Source organism: Shewanella baltica (assembly GCF_900456975.1).
GTDB classification, from domain to species: domain Bacteria; phylum Pseudomonadota; class Gammaproteobacteria; order Enterobacterales; family Shewanellaceae; genus Shewanella; species Shewanella baltica.
Genome location: NZ_UGYM01000002.1, coordinates 4,810,588 through 4,835,255, shown reverse-complemented (window position 1 = coordinate 4,835,255; position 24,668 = coordinate 4,810,588). Strand labels below are relative to the sequence as shown.

Genomic DNA, 24,668 nt, shown 5'->3' with positions numbered 1-24,668 from the left:
ATTTTTAATTTATAGGTAAAGACTATGTGTGGAATCGTAGGCGCTGTGGCGCAAAGGGATGTGGCTGAAATTCTAGTAGAAGGCTTACGCCGCTTAGAATATCGCGGATATGACTCCGCAGGCGTTGCCGTTATTCACAATGGTGAACTCAATCGCACGCGCCGCGTTGGCAAAGTACAAGAGCTTTCAGCAGCGCTTGAAACTGACCCATTAGCGGGCGGAACCGGTATCGCGCACACTCGCTGGGCGACCCACGGTGAACCGAGTGAGCGTAATGCTCACCCGCATTTATCGGAAGGTGATATCGCGGTGGTGCACAACGGCATTATTGAAAACCACAATAAACTGCGCGAGATGCTAAAAGGTTTAGGCTATAAATTTAGCTCAGATACCGATACTGAAGTGATTTGTCACTTAGTACACCATGAGCTGAAAACTAACAGCACTTTACTTTCTGCCGTACAAGCCACAGTTAAGCAACTCGAAGGCGCCTATGGCACAGTGGTAATCGATCGCCGCGACAGCGAGCGCTTGGTTGTGGCTCGCTCAGGTAGTCCTTTAGTGATTGGTTTTGGTCTAGGTGAAAACTTTGTCGCCTCGGATCAACTGGCACTCTTGCCTGTGACTCGTTCATTCGCCTTCTTAGAAGAAGGTGATGTGGCCGAAGTAACCCGTCGCAGCGTGAGTATTTTCGACTTAAACGGTAATGCCGTTGAGCGTGAAGTCAAAGAATCTGAAATTACCCACGATGCTGGTGATAAGGGCGAATATCGCCACTACATGCTTAAAGAGATTTACGAGCAGCCATTGGCACTGACGCGCACTATCGAAGGCCGTATCGCAAACAAGCAAGTATTAGATACAGCCTTTGGTGATAACGCTGCTGAGTTCTTAAAAGATATCAAACACGTGCAAATCATCGCCTGTGGCACTAGCTACCATGCGGGCATGGCGGCGCGTTACTGGTTAGAAGATTGGGCTGGCGTATCGTGTAACGTCGAAATTGCCTCTGAATTCCGTTATCGCAAGTCGCACTTATTTCCAAATAGCTTATTAGTCACGATTTCACAATCTGGTGAAACTGCTGATACTTTAGCGGCCATGCGCTTAGCGAAAGAAATGGGTTACAAAGCCACGTTGACGATTTGTAATGCGCCAGGTTCGTCACTGGTTCGCGAATCTGATATGGCTTACATGATGAAAGCGGGCGCCGAGATTGGCGTGGCATCCACAAAAGCCTTCACAGTTCAGCTTGCAGGCTTATTAATGTTGACTGCGGTGATCGGTCGCCACAATGGTATGTCTGAGCAAATGCAGGCTGACATCACTCAAAGCTTACAATCTATGCCAGCTAAAGTAGAACAAGCTTTAGGGCTAGATGCTGCGATTGCTGAACTGGCTGAAGATTTTGCCGATAAACACCATGCGTTATTCCTTGGCCGTGGCGATCAATACCCGATTGCGATGGAAGGCGCGTTAAAGCTGAAAGAGATTTCTTACATTCATGCTGAGGCCTATGCCTCTGGCGAATTAAAACACGGCCCACTGGCGCTTATTGATGCCGATATGCCTGTGATCGTCGTTGCGCCAAACAATGAATTGCTCGAAAAACTGAAATCGAATGTCGAAGAAGTGCGTGCCCGTGGTGGATTAATGTACGTGTTTGCCGACGTGGATGCCGAGTTCGAGTCGGATGACACGATGAAAGTGATCCCAGTGCCACACTGCGATATCTTTATGGCACCGCTGATTTACACTATTCCGCTACAGCTATTGTCGTACCATGTTGCGTTGATCAAAGGTACCGACGTGGATCAACCACGCAACCTAGCAAAATCTGTAACAGTAGAATAAATATAAGCATTTAAATAAAAACCGCCTTTATTGGCGGTTTTTTCATTTAGATTCACAACAAAACGACGCTTAACTTACAGCAATAGCAAATGCTGGTGGCTTAGCTTTCTATGCTGGAATGACATCTAGCTCGTGCTGCTTTTTTGCCTCAATGCGTTTCCATACTTTGTCGTGGAAGTAAAACACCACAGTGTTAATCGCGGGTTCAACTAAGGCCACTGCGCCGCCGACGATCACGCTGCCGGTTAATAAATAGGTTACGGTAAAAGCGACGCTAAAATGTAGTACGGCAAAAGTAAGTGTCTTAGTCATGATCTTGTCCTCTAAACAGGCTCCCAGCGGGAATACCTAGATGATAACAATTCTCATTAAAATTAAAAGCCGTGTTTTCAGATTAGTTTAAACGGTTTTATCTATTTATCCGTTGTAAAAAACATAAAGCCCTCACTCTGGAGGGCTTTGGGCTGCTAGCAGTAAAGTAAAGCACTGCTAATAAACTAGTAATGCCAAGGGAAGGCGGAGAAATCTTGATCGCGTTTCTCGAGGAAGGCATCGCGCCCTTCCTGCGCTTCGGCGCTCGCATAGGCTAAACGCGTCGCTTCACCGGCGAATAATTGCTGACCGACCATACCATCATCTGTCATGTTAAAACCGTATTTAAGCATACGCATTGCCGTAGGCGACTTAGAGTTAATCTCTTTGGCCCACATTAATGCCTCGGTTTCTAGCTCTGCATGGGGAACGGATTTATTGACCATACCCATGTCGAAGGCTTCATCGGCGCTGTAGTTAAAACCACAGAAGAAGATTTCGCGGGCACGTTTTTGACCTATCATCTTGGCAAGATATGCGCTGCCATAACCTGAGTCGAAGCTCGCTACGTCGGGATCAGTCTGCTTAAATATCGCGTGTTCTTTCGAGGCTAAGGTTAAGTCGCATACTACGTGTAAGCTATGGCCGCCACCTACCGCCCAACCCGGCACAACGGCGATGACCACTTTAGGCATAAAGCGGATCAAGCGTTGCACTTCTAATATATGTAAGCGGCCCATTCTGGCTTGATCGGCTTTACCTTCTTCGGCGCCTTCATATTTATAGCCATCTTTGCCGCGAATACGTTGATCGCCACCCGAACAGAACGCCCAGCCACCATCTTTTGCCGAAGGACCATTACCTGTTAGCAGTACACAACCTACATCAGACCATTGGCGCGCATGATCGAGTGCGATAAATAACTCATCAACGGTTTTAGGTCTGAAGGCGTTGCGGCACTCAGGGCGGTTAATGGCAATGCGAACTGTGCCGTGGGCTTTAGCTCTGTGGTAGGTGATGTCGTCGAATTGAAATCCACTGACTTCATCCCATAGGGTGGGATCAAAAATGTCTGATACTTGTTGGGTCATGATTCATAGGCCTTTGTGCTGTAATGCCTCAAAGGCTAGGCGGAATCATATATAAGGTCAATCACCTAAGCCTAAAGCTTAGCGCTATATAGCAAAATCCCGTTTGCCTATGAGTCGATGATGGTTAGAGGTGATCACAGAGATAAAGCTGATTATCCTTGCTGAACACTGGATGTTCTGGCGCCATAGTGCCGCAATAGTTAGCTTTAAAGTCGGCAATAGACTCGGGTGTCATTGGAATCTGATTAAAGGCTTCGAGTTCTAATGTCGACAAGCGCTCGACGATGTCGGTTCTTACCTTAGCCAATTTATGGTCGATTTTTATGATTTTTGTTCCCGTCATAGAGTCAACTTTATTCTCTATTTTTTTGACCATAGCCTCAGTCTTTGCAATAGGAGCATCTAATTTATCTGTTTCTGTGTATAAGTAATACAAAGCACCCGCGAGTAGCGCCAATATGAGCCAACCTTTCATCTTTTAGTCCAACATAAGTGAATAACCATTAAGAATATGGGTATAATAAGCTAGTTTTCGTCCAATATTAAAGCAGTAAAAGGCTGTAACGATGAACTCAGAATCTAACAACAAGGACTATTCGAAAACCAATCGAATTAAGATTCACCAGCCAGATGCGAGTAAAGCGGATCGCTTTAACCCTCGTAATCGGATTTATGTCCGAGCCATAGACGGTTTGTGGAGTAGCTTACGTCGCCGCATGGGCTGGATTGCCATGTTATTTTTCCTGCTTTTACCTTGGATCCCTTGGGGCGACCGTCAAGCTGTATGGTTTAACTTAGGCGAACAAAAATTTCACGTCTTCGGTTTAACCATTTGGCCGCAGGATCTCACCTTGCTCGCAGCGTTGTTTATGATAGCTGCCTTTGCGCTGTTTTTTGTGACCACCTATCTTGGCCGCGTTTGGTGTGGATACACTTGCCCCCAAACAGTATGGACTTTTATGTTCATCTGGTTCGAGGAAAAACTTGAAGGTGCGCGCAATAAACGCATTAAGTTAGATCAAATGCCATGGAGCTTTAACAAACTCTGGCGTAAAACGGCAAAACATACGGCTTGGCTATTGCTCTCACTGATGACGGCGATGACCTTTGTGTCCTATTTCGTGCCGAGTCGTGAAGTCTATGTCGACGTCTTCACGCTTAATGCTTCTGGCGGTATCTACTTCTGGGTCGTGTTCTTTACACTTGCCACATACGGCAATGCGGGTTGGATGCGTGAAATCATGTGTATCCACATGTGCCCTTATGCTCGTTTCCAAGCGGCCATGTTCGATAAGAATACCTTTATCGTAGGTTACGATACTAAACGTGGTGAGACTCGTGGTCCGCGTTCGCGTAAAGATGACCCAAAAGAGCTAGGCCTTGGCGACTGTATCGACTGTGATTTATGTGTGCAGGTATGTCCTACCGGTATCGATATTCGTAACGGTCTGCAATATGAGTGCATTAACTGCGGTGCTTGTATCGATGCCTGTGACCAAACTATGGATCGTATGGGTTACGAGAAAGGGCTTATCAGCTATACCACTGAGAACAAGTTAGAAGGTATAAAGCAAAAAGTACTGCGACCTAAGCTTGTCGGTTATGGAGTGGTATTGATGGCGATGATATTAGTCTTTATATACTCCAGTGCGACCATAGCACCTGTGCGTATGGACATCATTCGTGATCGTAACCAGCTCTATAGAGAGAACAACCAAGGTTTGATTGAAAACACCTTCACCTTGAAGATTCTTAATAAGACTGAGCAATCCCACGAATACACTATGAGTGTCGAAGGATTGGAGCACTATAAATGGTACGGTCCAATTTCGGTCACTATTGCGGGTGGTGAAGTCTTAACGTTACCTATAAGTGTCGGCATCGATCCGGTTGAGCTTTCTCGTTCAGTTACTGACATAGAGATCAAAGTGAAAACCCATATCGACGGTGAAGAAGTCGAAGTTGAGCAAGAAACTCGCTTCTTCAGTCCATAGATAACAGTATTAATGATGATCTAACTGAGCGTGACTCTATAGATTGTCAGACTTAATCGAGGACAAAGGGGCTTTTTAGCCCCTTTTTTATACGTATCGTTTGATAAGTAAACGTCTAAACCATTAATCGTTATTTTCCTACAAAAAGCCCTTGCGCACTTTCTCAATCTCCCTATAATGCGCATCCACTGACACGGCAGACAGCGAAAGCAAGCTGGCGAGTTAGGTTGAGTTGAATGGCTTACTCTCTGTTGATAATGGCACTTAATTCAATCGCAGCAAGAAGTTGAAAAATACTCCTTGACGCGAAACGGGAAATGCGTAGAATACGCAGCCCTAGCCAACTGGAAGCGTTCGGCGCTCAGTGTGGTACTCATCTTCTCTTACGAGGTTGAGTTGCTCTTTAACAAGATAAAACAAGAAATCTGTGTGGACACTCACAGGTGTTGAGTTAATCGAAATTACTTTACTTTCGAGTGAGTAATCAAAGAATTAAATCAATGAATGAGTGTTCATAGCAATATGTACATAATTTTGGTTTCGCTTTTTTAAAAGCGGAAACAAATGACAGAATTCATTGAGCCGCTGAAGTCGTAAGACGGAAGCAACAAAACTTTAATTGAAGAGTTTGATCATGGCTCAGATTGAACGCTGGCGGCAGGCCTAACACATGCAAGTCGAGCGGCAGCGGGAAGATAGCTTGCTATCTTTGCCGGCGAGCGGCGGACGGGTGAGTAATGCCTAGGGATCTGCCCAGTCGAGGGGGATAACAGTTGGAAACGACTGCTAATACCGCATACGCCCTACGGGGGAAAGGAGGGGACCTTCGGGCCTTCCGCGATTGGATGAACCTAGGTGGGATTAGCTAGTTGGTGAGGTAATGGCTCACCAAGGCGACGATCCCTAGCTGTTCTGAGAGGATGATCAGCCACACTGGGACTGAGACACGGCCCAGACTCCTACGGGAGGCAGCAGTGGGGAATATTGCACAATGGGGGAAACCCTGATGCAGCCATGCCGCGTGTGTGAAGAAGGCCTTCGGGTTGTAAAGCACTTTCAGTAGGGAGGAAAGGGTGAGTCTTAATACGGCTCATCTGTGACGTTACCTACAGAAGAAGGACCGGCTAACTCCGTGCCAGCAGCCGCGGTAATACGGAGGGTCCGAGCGTTAATCGGAATTACTGGGCGTAAAGCGTGCGCAGGCGGTTTGTTAAGCGAGATGTGAAAGCCCCGGGCTCAACCTGGGAATTGCATTTCGAACTGGCGAACTAGAGTCTTGTAGAGGGGGGTAGAATTCCAGGTGTAGCGGTGAAATGCGTAGAGATCTGGAGGAATACCGGTGGCGAAGGCGGCCCCCTGGACAAAGACTGACGCTCAGGCACGAAAGCGTGGGGAGCAAACAGGATTAGATACCCTGGTAGTCCACGCCGTAAACGATGTCTACTCGGAGTTTGGTGTCTTGAACACTGGGCTCTCAAGCTAACGCATTAAGTAGACCGCCTGGGGAGTACGGCCGCAAGGTTAAAACTCAAATGAATTGACGGGGGCCCGCACAAGCGGTGGAGCATGTGGTTTAATTCGATGCAACGCGAAGAACCTTACCTACTCTTGACATCCACGGAATTCGCTAGAGATAGCTTAGTGCCTTCGGGAACCGTGAGACAGGTGCTGCATGGCTGTCGTCAGCTCGTGTTGTGAAATGTTGGGTTAAGTCCCGCAACGAGCGCAACCCCTATCCTTATTTGCCAGCACGTAATGGTGGGAACTCTAGGGAGACTGCCGGTGATAAACCGGAGGAAGGTGGGGACGACGTCAAGTCATCATGGCCCTTACGAGTAGGGCTACACACGTGCTACAATGGCGAGTACAGAGGGTTGCAAAGCCGCGAGGTGGAGCTAATCTCACAAAGCTCGTCGTAGTCCGGATTGGAGTCTGCAACTCGACTCCATGAAGTCGGAATCGCTAGTAATCGTGGATCAGAATGCCACGGTGAATACGTTCCCGGGCCTTGTACACACCGCCCGTCACACCATGGGAGTGGGCTGCAAAAGAAGTGGGTAGCTTAACCTTCGGGGGGGCGCTCACCACTTTGTGGTTCATGACTGGGGTGAAGTCGTAACAAGGTAGCCCTAGGGGAACCTGGGGCTGGATCACCTCCTTACCTATACGACTAACTTAATTCTTGGTCGAAAAATGCTCCTGCATTTTCGACATTCGGTACATCCGTGTACCTTTTGAGTGTTCACACAGATTGCTTGTTTATCTTCTCTTAGGAGAAGTCAGAGCTGAATGCGCCGCTAGCCGGTACGCATTGTTCTTTAACAATTTGGAAAGCTGATAGTATGTAACGTGATGATGTCTGTCGTCATGTTACTTACAAACCGATGTAAACGTGGAAACGTTTGCATCATGAGTTCTCAAACACTTTATTAAGTGTCTTGAATATTCAAAAGTAAATTATTCTTAGTTGAATAGTTTACGTCTAAGGCGCGTCCACTTCTTTGGTCGGAAGTGAGACAAGTAAAACCAAGCTGGTCGCAATGCGACTCAGATGAGTGAAACTCATTTGGGTTGTATGGTTAAGCGACTAAGCGTATACGGTGGATGCCTTGGCAGTCAGAGGCGATGAAGGACGTAGTAACTTGCGAAAAGCGTTGGCGAGCTAGTAACAAGCATTTGAGCTAACGATGTCCGAATGGGGGAACCCAGCAGCATAAGCTGTTATCGCAACATGAATACATAGTGTTGCGAGGCGAACCCGGGGAACTGAAACATCTAAGTACCCGGAGGAAAAGAAATCAACCGAGATTCCCCTAGTAGCGGCGAGCGAACGGGGATTAGCCCTTAAGTCAGTGGGGTGTTAGTGGAATGTGTTGGAAAGCACAGCGGCACAGGGTGATAGCCCCGTACATGAAAACTAACCATTGATGAAAACGAGTAAGGCGGGACACGTGACATCCTGTTTGAATATGGGGGGACCATCCTCCAAGGCTAAATACTCCTGACTGACCGATAGTGAACCAGTACCGTGAGGGAAAGGCGAAAAGAACCCCTGTGAGGGGAGTGAAATAGAACCTGAAACCGTATACGTACAAGCAGTGGGAGCGGTTCTTGAGACCGTGACTGCGTACCTTTTGTATAATGGGTCAGCGACTTACATTTTGTAGCGAGGTTAAGCGAATAGCGGAGCCGTAGGGAAACCGAGTGTTAACTGCGCGTTTAGTTGCAAGGTGTAGACCCGAAACCCGGTGATCTAGCCATGGGCAGGTTGAAGGTTGAGTAACATCAACTGGAGGACCGAACCGACTAATGTTGAAAAATTAGCGGATGACTTGTGGCTGGGGGTGAAAGGCCAATCAAACCGGGAGATATCTGGTTCTCCTCGAAAGCTATTTAGGTAGCGCCTCGAGCGAATACCATTGGGGGTAGAGCACTGTTAAGGCTAGGGGGTCATCCCGACTTACCAACCCTTTGCAAACTCCGAATACCAATGAGTACTACTCGGGAGACAGACGGCGGGTGCTAACGTCCGTCGTCAAAAGGGAAACAACCCAGACCGTCAGCTAAGGTCCCAAAGTACTAGCTAAGTGGGAAACGATGTGGGAAGGCTTAGACAGCTAGGATGTTGGCTTAGAAGCAGCCATCATTTAAAGAAAGCGTAATAGCTCACTAGTCGAGTCGGCCTGCGCGGAAGATGTAACGGGGCTAAGCTAGTCACCGAAGCTACGGGTGCATTTCATTAGAGATGCGCGGTAGAGGAGCGTTCTGTAAGCCGTTGAAGGTGAAGGGGTAACCCACGCTGGAGGTATCAGAAGTGCGAATGCTGACATGAGTAACGATAAAGGGGGTGAAAAACCCCCTCGCCGAAAGACCAAGGGTTCCTGTCCAACGTTAATCGGGGCAGGGTGAGTCGACCCCTAAGGTGAGGCCGAAAGGCGTAATCGATGGGAAACAGATTAATATTTCTGTACTTCCGCTAACTGCGATGGAGAGACGGAGAAGGCTAGGCTAGCGCGGCGTTGGTAGTCCGCGTTTAAGGTGGTAGGTTGATTTCTTAGGCAAATCCGGGGAATCGCACTTTAGTGTGCAGACTGAGAGCTGATGACGAGGTCCTAAGGGACTGAAGTAGTTGATGCCATGCTTCCAGGAAAATCTTCTAAGCTTCAGGTTAGTGGGAATCGTACCCCAAACCGACACAGGTGGTCGGGTAGAGAATACCAAGGCGCTTGAGAGAACTCGGCTGAAGGAACTAGGCAAAATGGTACCGTAACTTCGGGAGAAGGTACGCTCCTGTTGGTGATGAGACTTGCTCTCTAAGCTGACGGGAGTCGCAGATACCAGGTGGCTGCAACTGTTTATCAAAAACACAGCACTGTGCAAACTCGCAAGAGGAAGTATACGGTGTGACGCCTGCCCGGTGCCGGAAGGTTAATTGATTGGGTTATCGCAAGAGAAGCTCATGATCGAAGCCCCGGTAAACGGCGGCCGTAACTATAACGGTCCTAAGGTAGCGAAATTCCTTGTCGGGTAAGTTCCGACCTGCACGAATGGCGTAATGATGGCCACGCTGTCTCCAGCCGAGACTCAGTGAAGTTGAAATTGCGGTGAAGATGCCGTATACCCGCGGCTAGACGGAAAGACCCCGTGAACCTTTACTATAGCTTGGCACTGAACATTGAACCTACATGTGTAGGATAGGTGGGAGACTTTGAAGTTGTGACGCTAGTCATGATGGAGTCGTCCTTGAAATACCACCCTTGTAGTTTTGATGTTCTAACCTAGGTCCCTTATCGGGATTAGGGACAGTGCCTGGTGGGTAGTTTGACTGGGGCGGTCTCCTCCCAAAGAGTAACGGAGGAGCACGAAGGTTGGCTAAGTACGGTCGGACATCGTACGGTTAGTGCAATGGCATAAGCCAGCTTAACTGCGAGACATACACGTCGAGCAGGTACGAAAGTAGGTCATAGTGATCCGGTGGTTCTGAATGGAAGGGCCATCGCTCAACGGATAAAAGGTACTCCGGGGATAACAGGCTGATACCGCCCAAGAGTTCATATCGACGGCGGTGTTTGGCACCTCGATGTCGGCTCATCACATCCTGGGGCTGAAGTCGGTCCCAAGGGTATGGCTGTTCGCCATTTAAAGTGGTACGCGAGCTGGGTTCAGAACGTCGTGAGACAGTTCGGTCCCTATCTGCCGTGGGCGTTGGATGATTGAAGGGAGCTGCTCCTAGTACGAGAGGACCGGAGTGGACGAACCGCTGGTGTTCGGGTTGTCATGCCAATGGCATTGCCCGGTAGCTACGTTCGGAATCGATAACCGCTGAAAGCATCTAAGCGGGAAGCGAGCCCTAAGATGAGTCATCCCTAGGAATTTAATTCCTCTAAAGAGCCGTTCGAGACTAGGACGTTGATAGGCATGGTGTGTAAGCGTTGTGAGGCGTTGAGCTAACATGTACTAATGACTCGAGAGGCTTAACCATACAACCCAGATGGGTTTTGCTAAGCGAACTTAGACAGAATATCGACACTTGATGAAGTGCGAACTCAAACAAAGCAAATCAGCTTTCCGAATTATTATTAACGTGGTCCAGAGATGGACACGGTAATAAACAGAATTTGCTTGGTGACAATAGCCTTGTGGAACCACCTGATCCCATCCCGAACTCAGAAGTGAAACGCAAACGCGCCGATGGTAGTGTGGGGTCTCCCCATGTGAGAGTAGGTCATCGCCAAGCGCCTAATTATCTCATTGAGATGTAACGAAGCCAGCTGAATAAGCTGGCTTTTTTGCGTCTAGAATTTGTAAAATCAGCGTTAATACAGAACATTGTTCTATTCGTTTTAGCTTTGGTCATTTCGCTAGTTCTTTACGTTTTTTCCTTCCTTTATTTCAGACTTTTATACTCTAAGTTGATTATTTACATCAAGATCTCGCTTAGTTTGATAAGTCCTTTTGCTTAGTGGTTAGTTTCCCGTTAGCATACAAAACTATTCACATTTTTGTTAAAGGCTGTCTGTTGCCTATGCTTCGTAAGCTTTCGCTCGCGGTACTACTCCCTCTGTGTATGCTGACACTATATTTAGTGTTGGTCATAGGCGAGTACCTGTTTGAAAGCGATCAAGTGCGCGCTGAATTGGCGCAGCGACAATCAACACTGATAAAGCAGCAGTTGTTCCGGATGCAGAATGTGGTTCAATCGGCGCAGGCTTTACAGGATATGGAGCGGATCGAGCAGGAAGTTTCCTTAGCTGCGCTGGATATGGGCACTATGGTGTATATCTTGGTTGATGCTGAAAGCCGTATTCGTTTTGCTAATCATACTGTGTGGCGTGATAGCAATGCGACTCAAGTCATCGATGGTTATGATGTAGATCTTCACCGCTCTGTGGTTCAAGCTTTTTTTCCGCAGATCCTCGTTAATCTCGACCGTTTAACTATTCAAGCATATTATCCCGTTCTTCCCCAGTATGGTGGTGCGGTTGATTTGATTTATCTTGAAGCCGATTTAGCGCCTTTAGTTGCCGAAGCTTCCGCTAAGTTACAACAACGTTTTATGCGGGTTTGGGGGCTGGGTGGATTATTACTGATTGGTTTTACCTTCATTCTCTATTTCCTGTTGATCCGTCCATTCCAAATATTAAGCGAGGCCGCTAAACAGGTAGGGACTTCTTCCTTTTCGACATCGATCCCATGGAGCTCATCAGAAGTCTTATCATTGCAAGCCAGTTTGCAGCAGGTACATGAACGTTTGAGTCGTGCCGTGAAACAGTTGAATGATAGCGAACTGCGCTGGCTGTTTGCAGTGGAAGGCTCGCGGAACGGTATTTGGGATTGGGATATCAGTACGGGTGGGGTTTTTCTTTCTGATCGCTGGAAAGAGATGATCGGTTATGCGCCGGATGAATTAGCGGGCGTATTCCAGACTTGGGAAACGCGGTTACATCCCGATGATAGGGATATCGTACTTGATGCGTTGCAGGAGTACGTTAGCGGTAAAAGTAAGGAATTTGAAAGTGTCCATCGCCTGCGACATAGAGAGGGGCATTATGTGTGGGTGCTGGATCGCGGCATGCTGGTTGATTGGGACCCTCAAGGACGTCCTACTCGGATGATCGGCATTCATATGGATGTGTCAGAAAGTGCCAAGAACCATGCTGCGATTAATGAACTTGTGGATCAATCTGTTACGGGTCGCAAGATGTTACCCGATGTCTTTATGGCACGACTGTCGCAATTTTTAATCCAAGGTAATAGTTCAGGTCAATGGGGAGCATTGCTGCTCGTTGAGGTGGATAGATTAGGCTTGGTCGCGACTCTAAACTCCCACGAATTAGAGCGCTTACTCACGCAAGTGGCTGCACGTCTATCGAGTTATTTCACTGAGAATATTACCGTTGGCCGATTGGAGTCCGGTGATTTTGTTTTGCTGGCTAAAGACTTAGCGATTGATGCTTCAGTGGCTGCGCGTCGTGCTTTAGCGCTTGCGAGTGAGTTAAGGCAAGTGATTGCTCGACCATTCCATTACGGTCATCATCACTTTGAGCTCAGCGCGAATGTGGGGATTTGTTTGCTCGACAGCATAGAGACCTTAGATCCAGCTTTAGTCATGCGCCGCGCCGAGCTAGCAACCTTGAGTGCTAAGCTACCTGGGCAAGCGGGATGCGCTTTCTATCATGCTGAGATGGATTTACGTCAGAGCCGTGATGAACAGTTACAACAGGAATTACAGACGGCATTACAGCAAGATAGCATGACGTTAATGTTCCAACCTGTGATGAATGCCCACAGTGAACTGGTCTCGGCTGAAGTGCTCACGCGTTGGTATCGTGCCGATGGCGAGTTTATCCCGCCTGCAGAGTTTGTAGCGTTAGCCGAACAGGGAGGAATGATTGCTGAACTCGACCTTTGGGTCGCTAAACGTGTGAGTCAGTTTATTCAGACATCCCATGCCCAAGGCCGGAGTTTGCCTACTTTAACTCTTAATATCAGTGCATTCTCATTTGGTCAGGCAGATTTTGTTGATGCATTGGTTGCGTTAGTTAAAGAGCATGGTATTGCGGCGAATCAACTGGGTATTGAGCTCAATGAGGTCGCATTGTTAATGCAACCACAGTTTGTGGCTGAGCGCGTGTCTAAGTTGGTCGATGCGGGGATAGGTATCGTCCTCGATCATTTCGGTTCTGGCTCGAGTGCTTTGAGTTGTTTAGCCAACCAGCCATTAGTTGCGGTTAAATTGGATATGAGTTGTATTGATTCATTAGCCGCAATGCCACAAAGAGTGAAGGCGTTGATTGTCTCTGCGCAGCAGTTTAATTTGCACGTGGTGGCTAAAGGCGTTGAATCACCCCAACACTATCAAGCCTTTGTTGAATTTGGCTGTGATGGTTATCAGGGCTATTTATTCAGCCGAGCGTTAAACCAAGTGGACTTTATCCAGCTTGTTTGTCCTCGTCCTTTATTGCGAAGCGTTTAAAGAAGTCGAGGGCATAATTTAAGGCTTGGTTCCGATAGGCGTCTTTTTCCATAAAAATCTCATGGGCAGCCCCTGCGATCACCTTCAATTGGCAATGAGTGCTCACCGCAAGATTCTGGGCTGCATTATCAACAATCTTATCTTCACTCGCTTGCAGTATCAGGATCGGCGTGCGAATTTGCGCTGTTGCCAGTACGCAGGTGTCTGCTGCATCTAAAGACTCTGTCAACCAACGGTTAGTTGGGGAACCGAGTTGTAACTTAGGGGCCGCGTCATACAAGTCTCGATAGGCTTGGTATCTACTTTGGCAATGGGTTAGCTCATTTCCTTTGAAGGGAACCGGTTTATAGTTCTGTCCTCCAAGCACATAGTTAGGTTCGCCGCCATTGAGAGTGGTATCGAGCTTACTTGCTAACCAGCGCACGAATGCTTTTGGCATAGGTAATTTGATGCCATACATGGGCGCTGAAAATGCCGCTGCGGTAAAAATATCGGGATGCTGTTTGAGATACAAAGTGCCAATCGCGCCGCCCATTGAATGGCCAAGTAGCATGAGTTGTTTGTCGTTTTGCGGTAACACTTTCTTCTGCATAAACAGTGCAAAATCATCAATATAATCATTAAATCTTCGCACATGACCCATGTGCGGATTAATTGTCATACGATCCGACAATCCTTGGCCACGGTGATCTATGGCATAAACTGAGTAACCCTGCTGGTATAAGTCGAATACCAATTCTTGGTACTTTAAATAGGATTCAACTCGGCCACTACTGAGAACGATTGCGGTATGCGCTTGGGGATGTTTGACCATCATATAAGCCAGCGTGATGCCATCAGCTGTGATCAGCGTGTCTTGAACAACGCTTTGCCAGAAGGCTTGCTGCTCTGAGGTATTTAAATCGTGTTCAGTCGAAAATGTCGCTTTGGCTTGGCTCATACTCAGTCGCAAATCATTTGGCTTGAATGGTTTGCTAGAGTGTAACAGACAACCATGGGAGTCTGAAAATACCGACTCCCATGGTTGTGATTAACTTAGCGTATCGCCTTTTTAGCTTCAATAAAATCATTGATTTGCTGTTCGAGGATCGACATAGGTACTGAGCCATTTTCGAGCACAGCGTCGTGGAAGGCGCGAATATCAAACTTGTCGCCGAGTTCCTGTTCTGCTTTAGCGCGTAACCGCTTGATCGTTAACTCGCCAATCTTGTAGGACAAAGCTTGTCCTGGCCACGAAATATAACGGTCAATTTCGGTCGTGACATTGTGTAGTGATAGCGCGGTATTGCTGGCCATAAAGTCGATGGCTTGTTGACGGCTCCACCCTTGAGCATGCATGCCTGTGTCTACGACTAAACGCGCCGCCCGCCACATTTCATAGGTTAGGCGGCCAAAGTTACTGTATGGATCTTGGTAGAAGCCAGCCTCCAAACCTAAGTATTCGCAATACAGACCCCAGCCTTCACCGAAGGCAGAGATATAGCCATAACGACGGAAGTCAGGGAGTGACGTTAGCTCAGAGTTGAGTGAAATTTGCAGATGATGACCGGGTACGGCTTCGTGCAAAGTTAAAGCTTCTAACTCGTAGAGTGGGCGCTTATCCAATGCATAAGTGTTGACCCAGTAGTAACCGGGTTCGTCATCGCTGTTCGATCCTGAATATCGTCCTGTGGTGTATTTCGGCGCAATTTCGGCGGGCACTGGCGCTATACCATAGGGTTTACGGGGAAGTTTGCCGAAGTACTTAGGCAGCATGGCATCGGCTTTTTTGGCAATAAATGCCGCTTCTTTGAGTAACTGATCGGCACTGCTGGTGTAGAACTGGGGATCGGTCCGCAGGAAATGTAAGAAGTCGGCAAAGCTGCCTTTAAAGCCAACGGACTTGATGATTTGCTCCATCTCTTGGCGGATACGCTTAACTTCTTTTAAGCCCAGCTCATGCACTTCTGCCGACGTCATATTCAAGGTCGTATAGTAACGAACTCGATTCTCATAAAACTCAGCACCGTTAGGTAAGCTGCTGGCCGCGATATTTTCCCGTGCATTGGGAATGTACTCTTTGGTCATAAAATCATAGAAGTTTTGATATAGCGGTAGGACTTTTTGCTCGACTAAGGCGCGACCTTCTTGGGTCAGCTGAGTTTTTTGTGCTTCAGTGAAATAGCTGGGGTATTGGGTAAAAGGTTTGAAATAACCGCTCTTTTCCACAGGGACGATATAAGCACTGATACTGTCTTCAAAGCCATTGAGTGTCACTTTAGGCGGCGTTATTCCCTCGGCTAATCCTTGTTTCAGCCAGTGAGTTTGCTGGGCGAAATAGGTCGGGAGTGCATTGAGTTTGGCAATATAGTTGCGGTAATCCTCAAGGGTGTTGAATCTTCCCTGTGCGATTGAGGTGATATAAGCGTGGAAGCCGCTTTCCGCGGTAATGGGCAAGTAATAATCTTTAAAGCGATACAGGTCGACATCGTTTTGGATCTGATCTTCCAGTATTTGAGCGTTAATCTTATCTTCTTTACTCAAACTGCTGCGGTCGAGTGCTTTGAGCTGCGCTAATACTGCGATTTGGCCTTGATTGAGCTTAGCGAGCGCAGCTGGCGAGAGATCCGATAACTTTCCTGCGGCACTGGCATCACCCATGCTGTAAGCCATTTCAGGACTCGCGCTGAGCTGTAATTGCCAGCTTTGGTCGATAATCGCCTGCAGCGCGGGAGCTATGGGCTCAACTTGCGATTGTGTTGTCGATATTGCCTGTGGCGCTGCGGTTTGGCTATTTTCTGTGATTTGAGTGGCACTGCAGGCGCTTAATGCGCATATCAATAAACTGGGGGTTAAGAGTTTATGCATAGTCGATCTCTGATATTTTCTTTGTTATTGAAGTCATTATGCCTGATGAATACGGCAGTTCCTTGTATGGATATTAAGCAGAATTGTGACTGAATGTGAATTTAAATGCGTTTGGCGCATAAATGCCCCTGAAAATGCGTGTTAAACTTAGTGTCCGCCCGCGACCAAATAACAAAAGCATTGGCTGGGTAGTTCAAATAGGGGTTAAATATGATTGATACATCCATTCCATTGGTGGATCTGCATCGTCACCTAGACGGTAATGTGCGAGTAAACACCATTTGGGAACTAGGACACCAACACGGCATTGCGCTACCTGCCGATTCTTTAGAGACTCTCGCACCTTTTGTGCAAATTCAGGGGAAAGAAACTAGCTTAGTCGCCTTCTTAAAGAAGCTCGATTGGATGGTTGGCGTACTCGCTGACTTGGATGCGGTTAAACGCGTTGCCTATGAAAACGTTGCCGATGCGGCGTTGTCTGGCTTAGATTACGCTGAGTTACGTTTTAGTCCTTACTATATGGCGATGAACCATAAGTTACCGATTGAAGGCGTAGTTGAAGCGGTAGTCGACGGCGTTAAAGCGGGCTTAAAAGACTATAACGTGAAGATCAATTTGATTGGTATTTTGTCACGTTCATTCGGTCAAGCCGCTTGTACTCAAGAACTTGAAGGCTTACTCGCCCATAAACAACATCTCGTGGCTATGGACTTAGCTGGAGATGAAATGGGCTTCCCTGGCGAGTTATTTAACGATCACTTTAAACGTGTTCGTGATGCTGAACTGGCGATTACGGCTCACGCCGGTGAAGCCGCGGGTTCACAAAGTATGTGGCAAGCGATTCAAGAACTTGGCGCGACGCGAATTGGTCACGGGGTGAACGCGATTCACGATCCTAAGTTGATGGAATATCTTGCTAAGCACCGTATTGGTATCGAATCTTGCCCAACCAGTAACTTGCATACTTCTACTGTCGCTTCTTACGCTGAGCATCCTTTCCGAACTTTTATGGATGCAGGCGTATTGATCAACTTAAATACCGATGATCCCGGTGTGAGCGCTATCGATATTAATCATGAGTATCGTATTGCTAAAGCTGAACTCAAATTAACCGATGCCGAGTTAGCGCAGGTGCAACGCAACGGCGTTGAAATGGCGTTTTTATCCGACAGTGAGCGCAAAGCGCTGTATGCCGCTAAGGTATAAGCTCTGAGTCATTAATAAAAATAGCTATAAATAAAAAATCCGACTCTAGAGTCGGATTTTTTTATGAGCGTTCACGAGTGCAGCTATATGCGCTTTAGATCACGCGCGAGAACTGTTGCTGACGTGCTTTTTGACGATAGTAAAGATCGAAGCACATACAGATATTGCGGATCAATAAACGGCCAGTTGGGCTGATAGTGATCTGTCTGTCGACGATTTCAACTAACTTGTCATCGATAAATGTCTGCATTAACTTAAGATCTTCCGCGAAATAGGTTTCGAAGTTAATCCCCAATTTTTCATCAATTTTCGCCATATCCAGTTCGAAATGGCAAATCAGCTGTTTAATCACTACGCGGCGGATTTCATCGTCACGGTTCAGGCTACAACCTTTCCACAAAGCATGGCCTTCCTTATCTATGGCTTCATAGTAAGGGCGGATATCTTTCTGGTTTTGCGCATAGCAGTCGCCAATCTGGCTGATGGATGACACGCCAAGACCTAACAAATCGCATTCTTCTTGGGTGGTATAACCTTGGAAGTTGCGGTGCAGTCTACCTTCGCGCTGTAACTTGGCTAACTCGTCATCGGGTTTAGCAAAGTGGTCCATACCGATATATTGGTAGCCCGCGCCAGTTAAGGTCTCGATAGTTTGGTGCAGCATTTCGAGTTTTTGTTTTGGCGAAGGTAAATGCTCGTCTTTGATCTTACGTTGAGCGGCAAAGCGCGCAGGTAAGTGAGCATAGTTAAATACCGATAGACGGTCAGGCGATAAATCTAAAACGCGCTGCATAGTGACGGCAAAGGTTTCTGGCGTTTGGTGTGGCAAACCATAGATTAAATCTATGTTGGTTGACACAAAACCCATGGCTTTCGCTTTGGCCATCAAGTCGAAGATAAATTGCTCGTCTTGTTCGCGATTAACGGCAATTTGTACTTCTTTATTGAAATCTTGTACGCCAATGGAGATCCGGTTGAAGCCCGCTTCTTTCAATGTGTCGAGCATTGACAGTTCTATCTCGCGAGGATCGACTTCAATCGAGTACTCGCCTTCTTCCGCAAAGTTAAAGTTAGCTTTAATCAATGACGTAAGTTTAAGAATCTGCTCAGGATTTAAGAACGTAGGTGTACCGCCGCCCCAATGCATTTGGGTCACACTGTAATGTTTAAACAGGGGCGCACGTTTGATAATTTCTTGGCTTAAATATTCAATGTACTGATCGGCTTTGTGTTGGTGGCGGGTGATGACTTTATTACAGCCGCAGTAATAACAAAGCTTGGCGCAGAACGGGATATGAATATACAGCGACAGTTTATCGCTTTTGCTATTTTCAATGGCCGTTAGCAGGTTTTGTTCGGTGAATGTGTCATCGAACTCCAATGCCGTTGGGTAAGAGGTATAACGGGGACCGCTGTAGTTATACTTTTCGATCATCGACTGATCCCAGCTAATCTGAGTGGGCTGCTTCAAGGCGTGTCCTCCGTGGGTAAATTAGCAACAAGCGAAGTATGCAAGGTTCTTAAGTAAATAACCTTGATCTAGGTTGTAAAAATGACGTCTGTCTTTTTAGAAGTTACGCAATATCTATCAAAAAAGTACGCTTGTCTGTCGATATGTGGTGGTTTTGTGCGCAGGCTCACGGGAGAAAGCAGAGCAAGATTGGAGTGGGTTTTATCGAGATGACCTCAAAACCACAACATAAGTGGTCTTGAGGTATAACAATGAGCGGGTTTAATGCATCGCTTTGGCTTGGTAATCCGCCAGCTTTTTCGCATCATCACTAATGCCTTGCTCTAATGCCGCTTCGGACTTCATTCTGATCAAGTCTAACTTCATCCTTTCTTGCTTAGGCAAGGCTTGGCGAGCATCCATGATGGGATGATCTTTAATTAGCTCAAAGTGTTTGAATAATGAAGGGTAATCAGGAGCCACGCGCTCACTCAATGACAGGATTTCAAATAATCTCCCAATTCTGACCACGCCTTCAGAGATCTCACAGCGGTCTTCAATCATGGCTGTGGCGATATAGCGGATATCATCTAAAACTTGGGCGCGTTTTGCATTCGCCGTGACTTCACGCTCGGCTTGTTCGGCCTGCTGACGCTTTTTTTGCTGCTTGAGTTTTAGGATTAAGAAGGTGGCGTAGCTACTAAGCGCTACTATGATGATAAAACCGAGAATAATGATAGCCGTAGACACAGAGACTCCTTATATGAATGGCATAAGGAGCACAGCTAAAAAACTGAGTTCCCTATGCCTTAGCACTGAGAGGTTTAGAACTTGTCTTGATAATCTTTCAGTAAGTCAGCGCCTGATTCGAACTTGTCGAACAACTCATCGTCAGACAAAGACTTAGCTGGTGATGAAGGTGCATCATCATCCATATCATCGCTAATGCCCAGTTTAACCATCAGAGCTTCAATCTTATTCAGCTGTTGATCTAACCATTTTTGGTCAACATCGTTGAGATCACGGCCTTCTTCAAGCATATCTAACAGCTGATTTAGTCTTGGATCTTCTTCCAATTTCAGCAGTTTTTGCTCGTCAGTCAGCTTCGCTTGTTTCACTTTTGGCTGAGCGGCTTTATCTGTAACCACTGCCGCTGGAATCGCTAAAGCAATAGGCTTCTTGCTGCCATGACGCGGGTCTTTTTTCTTCGCTGCCTGCTGTTGCGGCGCTTGCGCTAAAATTAAGCTTTCGTTATGACGACTGCCTGATTTATTGCCAGAATCTTTACGTTTGCCAGTCGCTACAGCGCGATCTTGCTTCTTCACTCTTGGCTGTAACTTAGGGCTGTTCTCGCCGCCCTTGCGTGTTTTCTTGCTACGAGACATGGTCTTCTCAATTGTTTACAACGTATGGCCTCGCAGACTAAGGTTGAGCTTGTCTACAAGGTGCGAAATTAGGCCGAGTGTTATACCAGATTATGATGTTTTTTGCATCAAAACGAGGTCCTTTGCGGCAAATAATAGTTCAAAATCGCTATTGTTTGCTAGGTACTCGAAGGTTTGTCGCTGGTAAAAGCTCACATGGGTGAGGTTGTTCTTGTAATGCCACTTAGCAAAACCATCTAATTCAGTCAGTAACGGTGTGCTTATCGCTAACCAACCACCAGAATGCAGTAGTCGAGAGAGTAAGGCCCACTCTTTTATTGGGTACTGAAAATGTTCAAAAACGCGATAACAGCAGATAAAATCATATTCTTGCTTTAACACATCATGATTCGGGGCAAAAAAGGGATCGTATTGGTTTAACTTGTGGCCCGCATTTTCTATGGTCGCCAGACTCTCATCATTGAGTATGCGTCCAAAATTCAATCCTAATAAACTACCAGCTTGCTGCTGCTCTAATTGCGCTAACAGCGGCAAAATAAATTGCGATAGCTGCTTTTGCTTCAACGCTATGCGTGAACGACCGTACCTTTGTTTCTCTGCCGCGGGTGGTAAATGGCTATTGGCATCCGCAAAGGTTAACTCACATGTCTTGCAAACATAAAAACTCCGTTTTTTATCTTGATGAAGGAGTTGTGTCTGACTGTTATGACAAAGAGGGCATCTGGGCATTGAGTCTGCTGAAGTGGTTATTAAGGCTTTGATTGTACCAATTATATTGGTCGAGTGCACATTTTAGACACTGGTGGTGTATTTACACCAAAGAAAAAAGGCGGCAGTTAAACTGCCGCCTTACAAAGGGTGCTTTAGCACCTTATCCTGATTCCAAGTATCCATACTTGCTATGCGACTTTCCCGGTCGGTATCCTTCTTTTTTTTACTGCTTTCCCTGCATTATTTTTGTTAACGGTCTTCCAGACACTTTATTTTTTTCTGTCGCCATCCTGACCACAGTTTCCGTAGATGGTCTCGCGACACATCATTGTATAGCATCGTCATCACTGACGTTTAGTTAACCATCCATGTTACTTAAGTACCTTCCAGTGATAACAAGCATCCAGCCAGTGCATCCTAAGCTTATAGCTTCCTTTGCTACAGTTTACATCATGTAAACTGTGTCCTGATGGGGCAAGTTCCCCTGAGTGTAAGGCGTTTTGCTAGAAGCAAATTGGCGTTATCGGCCATCCCTTACAAAATTGTGCTGACCTGGATTTCAAGTGGAAATCACGACTCTTGTTATTATTAGAGAGTGGTCTTAAGTATATTATTGTTATTGAGTGTCTTTATTCTTATATCTTGAATGTTAATTATACCGAAACCTGTAAGTTATTATTAATCTTTTTGTACAAACAGATGGGTTTATCTCGGTACGGGGCTTATTAAACCCAAATCTGTGATCTATGTCAAGCATGAATCTTATGCAGTTTACGTTCACGTCAACTTGGTGGTGTAAAAAAAGGGTGGTAATACACCCCTTTCTTAACTGACTAAGATTATTTCAGGCTAGAAAGATACTTAGATAGTGCGTCGATATCGCTATCGCTTAGCTTTTTAGCCACATCTTGCATCATGCCGTTCAGATCATTATGACGACCCGCTTCACGGAATTTTGTCAGTTGGATCTTGATGTAATTGGCGTGTTGGCCAGCCAATGTTGGGAAGCCTGCAAGTTCTGCGCCTTTACCATCTGGGCCATGACATGCCATACAAGCGGTAATGCCACGTGAAACATCGCCACCTTTGTAAAGTTTAGCGCCTAACTCAGGGACATCTTTCGCTTCAGCTACTTGGATTGCTTGGCTAGAAAAATATGCAGTAATGTCGAGAATATCCTGATCGCTAAGAGGCATTGCCATGCCACTCATGATAGGATCCATACGACCGTCTTTACCGCCAGTTTGCGCTGCACTACGGAAATCATGTAGTTGCTTTTGGAGGTAAGTGGCGTGTTGGCCCGCAAGTTTAGGGTACATATCGATCATACTGTTACCGTCCATACCATGGCAGGCTGAACAGACAATGATTTTCGTTTTTCCCGCTTCAGCATTACCTTCAGCAATCGCAGGTGAAGATATGGCGGCAATTACAACAGACAGCGCAAGAGCTAGCTTTTTCATGGCGTTCCAACTTCTGGTTAAGATTATTATCCTGAGCTTACTAGGGTGACCCGCAAGCGTGGTAAAATATGATTAATGTGATCGGAGTAATATTTTACACGAAAACGTGGAAAAGTAAGTAATTCTTCATAAATTATGGTATTGCGTAGAAAAATTTCGGAGTAAATAGTGACTGAATCTCGTATAGATTTTCGTAGGGCAAAGTTTTTAATCAGTGCACCTGACATTGCACATTTGGATCAATATCTGCCCGGCGATGTTGGAGTTGAGATTGCATTTGCTGGCCGCTCTAATGCTGGAAAGTCTAGTGCACTCAATGCATTAACTGAGCAAAAAAGTTTAGCAAGAACCAGTAAAACCCCTGGCCGAACTCAATTAATTAACGTATTTGAGTTAGATGCTCAGCGTCGTTTAGTTGACTTACCTGGCTATGGTTTTGCACAAGTCCCGCTTGCGTTGAAAAATAAATGGCAGCAGGCATTAGGTGAATATTTGCAAAAACGCGCTTGTTTAAGTGGCGTGGTTGTCTTGATGGATATACGTCATCCACTAAAAGATCTCGATATGCAGATGATCGAGTGGGCGGTTGCCAGTGAAATCCCTGTGTTAGCTTTGCTGACCAAGTCAGACAAATTAGCTCAAAGCGCTAAGATGAAAACGGTAAATGAAGTGCGTCTGGCGTTGAGTGAGTTTGGCGACTGGGTACAAGTTGAGCCTTTCTCATCGCTTAAAGGAACCGGTAAGCCTAAAGTGTTGGCTATTCTAAATGAATGGTGTCATCCGCAATGGTTGACTGATGAGTTAGATGCGGCGAACAACGCCGAATAATATTGCCTGTTTTGGCATACATTGTCGAGTTTGACTGTGTATGCCGCCCCTCTGTTTTTCCTTATCTTTCCCTCTTGTTAAGCTTTTATCCCTATTAACTTTTCGTCAATTTCAGGCAAAAAAATAGCCGATGACAGTGTCACCGGCCAAAAATATTAGCTCTTTTGGGGAGAAGCTAAATTCAACAAGACTCAAGCACCACCAAATTAGCTTCAATGGTTCTCAATGAATCTAGCATACAGCCAATTTACTTTTTATTAAAGTAAATACTCTAAAATTTACCTAAAGTCTGAAAAAAGACCAAAAAAAAGCCTCAGCAAACAAGTTGCTGAGGCGCCAGAATTTGGCTCATCACTATAAGTGAAATAAAGGTCTGAAAGATAGAACATCTTAACCTCTGTACCCTACGCAGAGAATATTACTCCATTTATCTTTAAATGGAAAACAGTTTTTTCAAAAAAGAGGTAATTATGTGCGCTTGATCTCAGGTTATGAGTGAAAAAGCATCTTAAATTGATCTTAAAATTTCATTAAAAATGCTTAATCGGCTGATTTAGCGGGGAAATCCGAAATTTATATACAAAAGAGATCAATATTTGAGATTTAATGTTTTTACTCTAAATCTTGCTTAATGTTTTAGTGTACGCGTGAGAGAACAACCGTTATGACACTTTTGAGCATATATAGCTGGCTTTAACGCCGTTTCGATTCGTGTAATCACACCCTTGAGTTTCCATCTGCTGCGGCAGTGTATCGATGAGCTCTACTGCTAAATGAATCAGGTAAAGATTGTTTGGTCGTGAGTTATGCATGTTGCTGCCGATGATGTTGCATCGTACTTGATGCTCTAGTGTTTGTGGGGTAAGGAATGTTTAGTTGTGAGTCATGGTTTGTGTCGTCTGTTAAGTTGCGCTGCGCTTAACGAACTAGCGGGTTCTGAATACAGATTGTTTGGCTGTGAGTCATACATTATGTTGCGCCGAACTTGATGGTCTAATATTTGCGGAGTCGAGATTGCTTCGTTGAGAGTCATACATTGTGCTGCCGATGC

15 protein-coding genes and 3 rRNA genes are annotated in these 24,668 nt (G+C 46.1%); 8 read left to right on the top strand and 10 right to left on the bottom strand.

Going from position 1 to position 24,668, the window contains the following annotated elements; genetic code table 11:
- Positions 1-24 precede the first annotated feature (24 nt).
- On the top strand, positions 25-1,854 hold the full coding sequence (gene glmS, locus DYH48_RS21550; protein ID WP_006079348.1) for a glutamine--fructose-6-phosphate transaminase (isomerizing): 1,830 nt from the start codon (positions 25-27) through the stop codon (positions 1,852-1,854).
- Positions 1,855-1,962: 108 nt separating this feature from the next.
- Here glmS and DYH48_RS21545 read toward each other — a convergent pair whose 3' ends face one another.
- The 3 genes from DYH48_RS21545 to DYH48_RS21535 form a co-directional block, all read right to left on the bottom strand.
- The gene (locus tag DYH48_RS21545) at positions 1,963-2,166 is read right to left on the bottom strand and encodes a DUF2061 domain-containing protein (protein ID WP_012090669.1); all 204 of its coding nucleotides are present in this window, start codon (positions 2,164-2,166) and stop codon (positions 1,963-1,965) included.
- Positions 2,167-2,351: 185 nt separating this feature from the next.
- Positions 2,352-3,257: a 1,4-dihydroxy-2-naphthoyl-CoA synthase gene (locus DYH48_RS21540; protein ID WP_006084758.1), complete on the bottom strand. Its 906-nt coding sequence runs from the start codon at positions 3,255-3,257 to the stop codon at positions 2,352-2,354.
- A 124-nt stretch (positions 3,258-3,381) separates the two neighbouring features.
- Positions 3,382-3,732, bottom strand: a complete 351-nt coding sequence (locus DYH48_RS21535; protein ID WP_006079351.1) for a hypothetical protein — start codon at positions 3,730-3,732, stop codon at positions 3,382-3,384.
- Positions 3,733-3,823: 91 nt separating this feature from the next.
- On the opposite strand from DYH48_RS21535, the gene ccoG reads away from it, so the two are divergent.
- The 5 genes from ccoG (at position 3,824) to DYH48_RS21510 (ending at position 13,727) form a co-directional block, all read left to right on the top strand.
- Positions 3,824-5,251, top strand: a complete 1,428-nt coding sequence (ccoG, locus tag DYH48_RS21530; protein WP_012588966.1) for a cytochrome c oxidase accessory protein CcoG — start codon at positions 3,824-3,826, stop codon at positions 5,249-5,251.
- A 616-nt stretch (positions 5,252-5,867) separates the two neighbouring features.
- Positions 5,868-7,412: ribosomal RNA gene (locus DYH48_RS21525) — 16S ribosomal RNA — on the top strand.
- 416 nt (positions 7,413-7,828) lie between these two features.
- Positions 7,829-10,733: ribosomal RNA gene (locus tag DYH48_RS21520) — 23S ribosomal RNA — on the top strand.
- A 139-nt stretch (positions 10,734-10,872) separates the two neighbouring features.
- Positions 10,873-10,988: ribosomal RNA gene (gene rrf / locus DYH48_RS21515) — 5S ribosomal RNA — on the top strand.
- Together the 16S, 23S and 5S rRNA genes form the textbook arrangement of a ribosomal RNA operon.
- 288 nt (positions 10,989-11,276) lie before the next feature.
- Positions 11,277-13,727 (top strand): GGDEF domain-containing phosphodiesterase, encoded by a 2,451-nt coding sequence (locus DYH48_RS21510; protein ID WP_115335885.1) that lies wholly within the window; start codon positions 11,277-11,279, stop codon positions 13,725-13,727.
- On the opposite strand, the gene DYH48_RS21505 is transcribed toward DYH48_RS21510, so the two are convergent.
- Complete coding sequence (locus DYH48_RS21505) at positions 13,684-14,667, bottom strand: alpha/beta fold hydrolase (RefSeq protein ID WP_011845362.1); 984 nt, start codon at positions 14,665-14,667, stop codon at positions 13,684-13,686. The two genes, DYH48_RS21510 and DYH48_RS21505, sit on opposite strands and share 44 nt — an antisense overlap.
- 95 nt (positions 14,668-14,762) lie before the next feature.
- Positions 14,763-16,574, bottom strand: coding sequence for a DUF885 domain-containing protein (locus tag DYH48_RS21500; protein ID WP_063884460.1), 1,812 nt, complete (start codon positions 16,572-16,574; stop codon positions 14,763-14,765).
- A 210-nt stretch (positions 16,575-16,784) separates the two neighbouring features.
- On the opposite strand from DYH48_RS21500, the gene add reads away from it, so the two are divergent.
- A complete protein-coding gene (gene add, locus DYH48_RS21495) occupies positions 16,785-17,780 on the top strand; it encodes an adenosine deaminase (RefSeq protein WP_115335884.1) in 996 nt (331 codons plus the stop codon).
- Between the two features lie 94 nt (positions 17,781-17,874).
- Here add and hemN read toward each other — a convergent pair whose 3' ends face one another.
- The 5 genes from hemN to DYH48_RS21465 all read right to left on the bottom strand — a co-directional run bounded on the left by hemN (position 17,875) and on the right by DYH48_RS21465 (position 22,789).
- A complete protein-coding gene (hemN, locus tag DYH48_RS21490; protein ID WP_006084752.1) occupies positions 17,875-19,251 on the bottom strand; it encodes an oxygen-independent coproporphyrinogen III oxidase in 1,377 nt (458 codons plus the stop codon).
- Between the two features lie 261 nt (positions 19,252-19,512).
- Entirely contained in the window at positions 19,513-19,980 is a 468-nt protein-coding gene (locus DYH48_RS21485; protein WP_006079358.1) for a DUF2489 domain-containing protein, read from the bottom strand.
- 74 nt (positions 19,981-20,054) lie between these two features.
- Complete coding sequence (yihI, locus tag DYH48_RS21480) at positions 20,055-20,615, bottom strand: Der GTPase-activating protein YihI (protein ID WP_006079359.1); 561 nt, start codon at positions 20,613-20,615, stop codon at positions 20,055-20,057.
- 90 nt (positions 20,616-20,705) lie between these two features.
- A complete protein-coding gene (locus DYH48_RS21475) occupies positions 20,706-21,344 on the bottom strand; it encodes a class I SAM-dependent methyltransferase (protein ID WP_006084750.1) in 639 nt (212 codons plus the stop codon).
- Between the two features lie 821 nt (positions 21,345-22,165).
- On the bottom strand, positions 22,166-22,789 hold the full coding sequence (locus DYH48_RS21465) for a c-type cytochrome (protein WP_006084749.1): 624 nt from the start codon (positions 22,787-22,789) through the stop codon (positions 22,166-22,168).
- 168 nt (positions 22,790-22,957) lie between these two features.
- Here DYH48_RS21465 and yihA point away from each other — a divergent pair, with 168 nt between their 5' ends.
- Positions 22,958-23,617: a ribosome biogenesis GTP-binding protein YihA/YsxC gene (gene yihA / locus DYH48_RS21460; RefSeq protein WP_006079362.1), complete on the top strand. Its 660-nt coding sequence runs from the start codon at positions 22,958-22,960 to the stop codon at positions 23,615-23,617.
- Positions 23,618-24,668: the final 1,051 nt, after the last annotated feature.